Source organism: Rhodopseudomonas palustris (assembly GCF_003591005.1).
Classification (GTDB): Bacteria; Pseudomonadota; Alphaproteobacteria; order Rhizobiales; family Xanthobacteraceae; genus Rhodopseudomonas; species Rhodopseudomonas palustris_K.
In genome coordinates this window covers 1-524 of sequence record NZ_QYYD01000088.1, presented here as the reverse complement: position 1 = coordinate 524, position 524 = coordinate 1, and the positions used below count along the sequence as shown (strand labels likewise).

Genomic DNA, 524 nt, shown 5'->3' with positions numbered 1-524 from the left:
GGGCTTGGCTGGGAGAAGATATAGAGCAGGCTTTTGCTAGCTTGGCAGAAGTTACCGATTACCTCCACTGCAAAAATTACCGTCATGTAAATGGTCAAGTGGAGATTGCTAGTTTATTTGAGGGTGAGTTAGATGCTCCTAGCCTCATGAAGCGCTTTAGCCATGTGCGCTATCTTGCCCTAGAATATCCGACTTCCTTGGAAAACTTAGAAGCAGACATCGCGCGGCTGCTGGAAAAATAAAACTGAGGTAGGTTCACCTACCTCAGTTTTATGGTTGATAATTGCTTTTGTCTTGGTCAGTGATTGGTCGAATGACGCGGCAAGGAACGCCAGCCGCCACAACATTAGCTGGGATGTCCTTGGTCACGACGCTCCCTGAGCCAATGACACTGTTGTCTCCAATCGTCACACCTTGATTGACATGAACGCCAGCACCTAGCCAGACATTGTCGCCAATCTTAATCGGCTTGGCATAGCAAGCCCCCTGACTACGCTCCCAAGCATCCAGAGCATGATTGGACG

At 49.0% G+C, this 524-nt stretch carries 2 protein-coding genes; one reads left to right on the top strand and one right to left on the bottom strand.

Annotated elements, in window-relative coordinates; all coding sequences use genetic code 11:
* A partial coding sequence (locus tag D4Q52_RS26100; protein WP_210210167.1) for a hypothetical protein occupies positions 1-242 on the top strand: 242 nt, incomplete at its 5' end.
* Between the two features lie 28 nt (positions 243-270).
* On the opposite strand, the gene D4Q52_RS26095 is transcribed toward D4Q52_RS26100, so the two are convergent.
* The coding region (locus D4Q52_RS26095) for a DapH/DapD/GlmU-related protein (protein ID WP_283805692.1) at positions 271-524 on the bottom strand (254 nt) is incomplete at its 5' end.